Origin of the sequence: Nocardiopsis trehalosi NBRC 14201 (genome assembly GCF_001552555.1) — a bacterium.
GTDB lineage: Bacteria > Actinomycetota > Actinomycetes > Streptosporangiales > Streptosporangiaceae > Nocardiopsis_B > Nocardiopsis_B trehalosi.
Genome location: NZ_BCRK01000262.1, coordinates 1 through 6119, shown reverse-complemented (window position 1 = coordinate 6119; position 6119 = coordinate 1). Strand labels below are relative to the sequence as shown.

Below are 6119 nucleotides of genomic sequence, written 5' to 3'. Positions count from 1 at the left end.
TGGTCAGGGGGCCGGCGTCGGTGACCTCTACGTGGGCCGTGCGCGCCTGGGTGATCCCGACATACAGCCCGAACTCGGCGCCGGGGCGGCCGCTGGCGGATCGGGTGACGGCGGTCGTCGCCAGCTCAGCCACCACCGCCATGGCCTGTCGGCGGCGGGGGTGGTCGATGAGGGACCGGCCGGTGTGCCACCGGGCGTCGGTGATGGAGGCGGCGGTGCCGGGGAGCCATCGGACGCCGGTGTCGCCGAGGGGGGCGAGGTCGGGGTGGGTGGGTGCGGCGTTCACGCGGCGCCCTCCCAGGGGGTGATGGCGCCGGTGGCGATGCCGTGCCGGACGAGCTGGGCGAGGTCGGCGAGGTCGGGGGCGACGGGCGGTGGGGTGCGCAGGGCGGCGCGGGTGGCGGCGCAGCACCGGCAGTGGCGGCCGTGGCGCACGACGGTCGCGGTGGCGCGGCGGCGGTGGCGGCCCGGCCCGGACGGATTCGGACGCCTCTGAACGAATTTGAACACGGAAGGCATGGGAACTCCCAGGGGCCTGGCCGGGTGGGAAGTCCGGCCAACTGTTAGGTGAGGTCATCGTCTCTCAGCGCGACCAGGAATGCAATATTCAGTTCGAATCAAGTGACACAATCGAATCTGGTTGGCGTGATCCCGAGTGAACGGTGCACGTAATGTCACGTAATGCGAAGTCCCCCGTAAGCTGGCAACGCAAGGTGCCCACCTCCAGGAGCGATGCGTTGGCCGCTTCACCGACACTCCGCCGTCGCCGTCTCGCGCGGCAACTCCTCAAGCTCCGCGCCGACAAGGGCCTGACCGTGGGGGCCGTCGGCGCCGAGGCCAAGCGGCGCAGCCCCTCGCGGCCGTGGTCGGCCGCCAAGGTGACCCGCATCGAGAACCGGCAGCTCCAGCACCTGCGCGAAACCGACCTGCTCACACTGCTGGACATCTACGGCGTCACCGACGCCGACGAGCGCGCCGCCTACGTCCGCCTCGCCCGTGAGGCCAGCCAGACGGGATGGTGGGTCGGCTACCGCGACGTCGTCGGATCGGGCACCTACATCGATCTCGAAACCGGTGCCAGCGAACTGCGCGCGTTCGAGATCGTGTTCATCCCCGGCCTGCTCCAGACGCCGGCATACGCTGGCGCCGTCGCGGCCGCCAGCGGCGTCACCTCAGAACACGAGATCGACCGTCGCGTCGAGGCGCGGATGATGCGGCGACAGGTGCTCGACCAGCCCGACGCGCCCACCCTGGACGCGGTCATCGATGAAGCCGCCCTCCACAAGATCCCCGAGCACATGCGCGCCGAGCAGGTTCAGCACCTCATCGACATGCAGAGCCGGCCGAACGTCTCCGTGCGCATCCTGCCGAACTCGACCGGGCTGCACGCAGGTATGGAAGGTGCCTTCGTCCTCATGTCGTTCCCGCATGATCCACCGGTGGTCTACCTCGAACAGTCGCTGGCTGGGATGTTCTTGGAGGAGGCGGACGAGCTGGCGCACTACGAGCGGGTGTGGGCTCACGTGCAGGAATCTGCGCTGAGTGCTGATGATTCGGTGGCATTCTTGAGGGGCCTGACAGGTTCCCAGTAGATAGAGATGCCCCATGTCCCGAGAGCTTGAGTTCCGCAAGTCCAGCTACAGCAGCGGTACCGGGCAGAACTGCGCCGAGGTCGCGGACACGCCGGAGTTCTCCGCCATCCGCGACACCCAGAACCGCGAGCTGGGTCACGTCGACATCCCGCGTCGTCGGTGGGTCGAGTTCCTGGCGGCCGTGCGCGGCGGCGCTGACCTGTAACCCGGACACAACGAAGGCCCCCGGCTCACGCTGGGGGCCTTCGCCCTGTTACCTAACAGTCCCACCGCGTATGGTACCCCGCGTCGGCGGGTCCGGGTAGGGCGGACGGTAGCGGCGGGGCCGATACCGGTATCGGCCCCGGTACCGGCCCGCCGCCCCCGTGACCTGGGCAGGTAGCGGGTATCGGCTAGTCTCCGCCGACCCCCGCCGCGCGCTGGAGGTCGTCCCAGCGCACCCCCTTCCGGTTCCCGCCGGACCCGCGGCGGTTCACCTGGTGGGTCAGCACCCCGTGCGGCCGCAGCGCCGCGGCGAGCTGCGCGCTCCGCTTCGCCTCGGTGTCCGTCTCGTCCTTGCCCTCAATCTCCAACCACGCCCCGTACACCTCCGGCCGGTACGCCGCGAGCGCGCCCACCAGATCGCGCGAGTGCATCGCCTCCTCACCCGCCGGCCACACCGCCACCAGGTGGTCCACGATCGTGGACGTGTCGACGTCCTCGACGGCCTGCCCGGCGGCCTGCCCCGACAAGGTGCCCGCCGCGGTGCGCAGCGCCAGCGCCCGCCGCGCGACGTCGGCCGCCTCCTGCTGGGTGATGAACGCGGCCCGCACGATCTGGGCGTTCAGCGCCGACCGCGCCAGCCACCCCGTGCCAGCGTCGCGCTGCGGATCGAACATGGTGGCACGCACCCCACGCTTGTACATCGACGTGCCCAGCACCAGGTCGTTGGCGACGTGCCCGGTCACCGCCAGGCAGAACCGCAGGATCGCGTTGTCCGAGACGCCCTTGGGGATGGAGGAGGCGTCGGGGCGCTGGGTGGTCAGCACCAGGACGATGCCATAGGCGCGCGCCTTCTTGATCAGCCGTTCAGCGACGGCCGCCGCCTCCTTGCCGAACTCCTCGTGCTCGAACAGGGTGTGCGCCTCGTCGTAGATCGCCAGGATCGGGTGCAGCCGCAACTCGCGCCGCGCCGCCAGGTGCGGGTACACCTTGCGCCCGTTGGGCACCTCCGACAGCGGCAGCTCCGAGATCAGCTTCTTGCGGCGCTTCAGCTCCTTCTCCAGGGCGTAGAGGCCCATCAGGGCGGACGCGCAGTCGGCGTCGTCATCGCCCGACATGTACCGGTGGCAGACCGGTTTGACCGCCTCGACGTCACCGCTGCCTTTCATTTCGTACACCCACAACTCGCACGTGGGGTCGAGCGCGCCGGCCAGGGCGAGCACCAGCACCGCCGAGGTCTTGCCGGACCCCATCACCCCGCCGATGAGCACGTTGGTGCCCATCAGGCTCACCGCGACAGGGCGCCCCCGCGGGTCGAACCCGAAAGGCACCTCGCCGAAGAGGTCGGCCTGGCCGTCGCGCAGCAGCGGCCACAGCCGGCGCTTGGCCTTGGCCGGGTCGGTCTTGGCCACCCACAGCACCAGGCGCCCGGGGTGGGTGTCGCGGTCGGTCTCAGGCCACACCGTGGACAGCGGGCGGCGCATCGCTCCGGCGAGGCGGGCGCGCTTCTCCAGGACTTCCTCGGCGAGCACGCCGGGCGGCAGGTCGACCTCGGCCCGCCATCCGGGCCCGTCGGTCTGGATCGGGTGGGCGAACCGGAGGGCGCCCTTGATGCCGATAGCGGCGAGCGAGGCGGTCACCTCGTCGGAGTCCAGCGGCTTCAGCGCGTGGGCGGTCACGTACCGCTCGATGAGCGGCCGGTCGGCCTGCCCGCCCGCCAGGCCGAACAGGGCCAGCACGCCGGCGCCGAACGCCCCCACCGCCCACGCGGGCAGCGCGAGGGACGCGGCGACGATCAAGGCGGCCGCGGGGACGGCGACCGCGGCGGACGCGATCCGGCGCGGCCGGACCCGGCGCGAGTGCTCACGCGACAGCAGAAGCCACGCCTGGGGGTCGCCGGCCGCGGCCGCCTTGGCGTGAACGGGTCGGGCCTCGGCGTCGGCGACCCACGCCGCCCACCGCCCGGCGAGCCGGGCCATGCCGCGCGGGGACCGGCCGAGCAGCCGCAGCAGGTACACCGGGGAGCGGGTCGCGTGCCACGCGCCGGCATGGGCGAAGTAGCGGACGAGAAACTGCGCCTCCTCGGCCGCCGCGTGCCGGTCGCGCAGCACCGGCGGCACGATCGGCGGCCGCTCGGCGTACCGGGCGTGCCGCTGCTCCAGCCACGTGCCGGTGTCGGTGAGAACGTCGGCACGGTCGACCGGCAGGAGCGGCACGGGCCCCTCGCCGTCCGGCACGGGGCGCCCGTCGGACACCAGCTCGCCGTCGAGCACGGGGCCCACGACCACCCCGCCGCCCGGCGCCGTGCCGGTGCCATGCCGGTCGCCTGCCGCGCCCTCGGCACGGCCCGGCATGGGGTCGGCGCGGCCGCGGAACGGCACGACCCGCCCGCCCTCTCGGGTCAGCACCACGGTCTCGTCGTCGGTGGCCGGTTCCGGCGCGGGCTCGCGCCGAACGTCACGGTCCGTCATGATAGAGCCTCCTCAGGAATGGGGAGCGGCCCGCCCTATGGCCTCGGAAACCCGGGGCGGGCCGCGCTTCTACTCGGGGTCGGTGGCGTACATCGCGATGCCGCGGATGGTCAGCACCCGCGCCGCGCCCACGCGCTGGTACCAGCGGCGCACCGCCGCCCGCACGTCGACCACCAGGCGCTCACGGTCTCGGCCGAACGCGCCCTTGCGCGCCACCTCCATGGCGGCCTCGATGGCGCGCAGCTCGGCCTCCGACATCGGCACGTGATGGCCCCGGCCGGCCGCACCTGCGCGCATGTGCAGGGACCGCGACAGCGCCATGATCCGCCGGTACACGCCCGGGTTCAGGTCCGACCACCGCTCCACGGCGTCGGCGAGGCGGTCGACCAGGGCGATGTCGTCGGCGCTCAGGGGGATGGACTGGGCGTTCTCCTCGGGCGGGCTGGGACTGCTCCAGGTCGGGGCGTAGGGGTCGGGCGTGAGGGCCATGCTCGTGTCCTTCCGGTTCGGGACCGCTCCGGTCCCCCCACCGCCGGCCAACCGTGGCAGTCTCGGCCATGGTTGCCCGGCGGCAGAGGCGCCGTCAGCGGCCCGCGGTCACGCTCCGCTGCTCCGACAGTCGGTCACGCCACCACCTCTCCGACATGCCGTGCCGTGCCGCGAGCGCCGGGCTCGTGATCGGCAGACCGTGCCGGTGGCCCCACGCGATCAGCTCCTGCGCCGTCTCCCGGTCACCGGCGGCCAGCTCCCGCGACCGGTCCCGCTCGCCGTTCGGCACGAGGCGCGTGCCCTCCTCCGCCGCCGTGCCGCCGTGCCGGTCCTGCGGCACGAGCGCGGCACGCTCCGGCACGGCCGTGCCGCGCCCGTCCGGGTCGGCGGCCGCCTCCGCGTAGAACCCGGCGGCCGCCGGGTCCGCGTCGGGCAGCCACAGGGACGGCGCGGCAACGTCGGGAGACGGCTCCGGCACGTCCATCGGCGTCACGTCCCACGGGTCCGGCACGGTGCCGTCGTCCTCCGGCGCGCCCGGCACGTCCTCCGGCAGGATCGGCACGGCTTTCACCGCCTTCTCCGCCAGGTGCAGCAGGACCGACGCCAGCCCGAGCACAGCGACGGGCAGCACGGACACGAACACCACGATCTCGGGGGGCGCCTTGCTCCCGTGCTCCTCGGCCGCGAGCAGGTGGTAGGCGGCCTGGCCGAACGCGCCGATGCCCAGCGCGCCGACAGCGGAGAACCAGGCGAACGCTCGGGCGCCGCCGGTGACGATGCCGGACACGGCCACGTACAGGGCGATCGCGGCATACGCCTCGATGCCCAACGGGAGGGTGATCGCCAGGTTGATGCGGATGGGGCGGGGCGATCCGGGGGCGAGGTCGACCACCCCGAACCCGGCCATCTCCCCGAGGCCGACCCAGCCGCCCCAGATCGCGACGAACGCGGAGAGGGCGACGAGGCCGACGACGGCGCGCAGGACGTGCAGCGAGGTGGGGGTCATCGGACACCGCCCTGGGTGCGCGGTTGGGCGGCCGGCTGGTCACTACGATGGTTCATAGCTCGATCTCCTGGTAGTGCAGGTGGTCGGGTCAGGCCCCGGGTCGGCGTTCAGGTCGCTGGCCGCGGGGCCGTTCTGCTGTCGGGCAGGTCGCCCATATCGGGGTGATCAGGACGTGTTGAGGGGGCGCGTTGGCGCGAGAGGACCAGGCGGTGAAGGCTGCCGAGGAGTTCGTGCGCACGTTCTTGGCGGCAGCGCGGGAGGCCGCGCAGGCTGAGGTGCGCGTTCGGGTACCAGCGGCCCCCGCCGATCGGCCCCCGGAGCGGCGGCTGCTGACCGTGAAGGAGGCCGCCGGCGCGCTCG

Annotated in this window: 6 protein-coding genes and 1 pseudogene; 2 read left to right on the top strand and 5 right to left on the bottom strand. The window is 72.9% G+C overall.

Annotation, left to right across the window (positions count from 1 at the left end):
* Both NT8_RS26645 and NT8_RS29645 read right to left on the bottom strand, forming a co-directional pair.
* Window positions 1–286: pseudogene (locus NT8_RS26645) on the bottom strand (hypothetical protein); the annotation flags it as partial.
* On the bottom strand, window positions 283–510 hold the full coding sequence (locus tag NT8_RS29645) for a hypothetical protein (protein WP_157515991.1): 228 nt from the start codon (window positions 508–510) through the stop codon (window positions 283–285). The pseudogene NT8_RS26645 and the gene NT8_RS29645, both read right to left, overlap by 4 nt.
* Window positions 511–737: 227 nt before the next feature.
* Here NT8_RS29645 and NT8_RS26640 point away from each other — a divergent pair, with 227 nt between their 5' ends.
* Window positions 738–1592: a helix-turn-helix domain-containing protein gene (locus NT8_RS26640; protein WP_067975438.1), complete on the top strand. Its 855-nt coding sequence runs from the start codon at window positions 738–740 to the stop codon at window positions 1590–1592.
* A 13-nt stretch (window positions 1593–1605) separates the two neighbouring features.
* Window positions 1606–1797: a DUF397 domain-containing protein gene (locus NT8_RS26635; RefSeq protein ID WP_067975435.1), complete on the top strand. Its 192-nt coding sequence runs from the start codon at window positions 1606–1608 to the stop codon at window positions 1795–1797.
* A 187-nt stretch (window positions 1798–1984) separates the two neighbouring features.
* Here NT8_RS26635 and NT8_RS29640 read toward each other — a convergent pair whose 3' ends face one another.
* The 3 genes from NT8_RS29640 to NT8_RS26620 all read right to left on the bottom strand — a co-directional run bounded on the left by NT8_RS29640 (window position 1985) and on the right by NT8_RS26620 (window position 5759).
* Complete coding sequence (locus tag NT8_RS29640) at window positions 1985–4264, bottom strand: FtsK/SpoIIIE domain-containing protein (RefSeq protein WP_067975433.1); 2280 nt, start codon at window positions 4262–4264, stop codon at window positions 1985–1987.
* A gap of 69 nt (window positions 4265–4333) precedes the next feature.
* Window positions 4334–4753 carry an EspF repeat-containing protein gene (locus NT8_RS26625; RefSeq protein WP_067975430.1) on the bottom strand — a complete coding sequence of 140 codons (420 nt, stop codon included), beginning with the start codon at window positions 4751–4753 and terminating at the stop codon, window positions 4334–4336.
* Window positions 4754–4847: 94 nt separating this feature from the next.
* Window positions 4848–5759, bottom strand: coding sequence for a hypothetical protein (locus NT8_RS26620; RefSeq protein ID WP_067975426.1), 912 nt, complete (start codon window positions 5757–5759; stop codon window positions 4848–4850).
* Between the last annotated feature and the right edge of the window lie 360 nt (window positions 5760–6119).

Coding starts and splice junctions, on each gene's coding strand:
- NT8_RS26635 (WP_067975435.1), top strand. CDS start 1,606: ATGTCCCGAGAGCTTGAGTTCCGCAAGTCCAGCTACAGCAGCGGTACC.
- NT8_RS26620 (WP_067975426.1), bottom strand. CDS start 5,759: ATGACCCCCACCTCGCTGCACGTCCTGCGCGCCGTCGTCGGCCTCGTC.
- NT8_RS29640 (WP_067975433.1), bottom strand. CDS start 4,264: ATGACGGACCGTGACGTTCGGCGCGAGCCCGCGCCGGAACCGGCCACC.
- NT8_RS26625 (WP_067975430.1), bottom strand. CDS start 4,753: ATGGCCCTCACGCCCGACCCCTACGCCCCGACCTGGAGCAGTCCCAGC.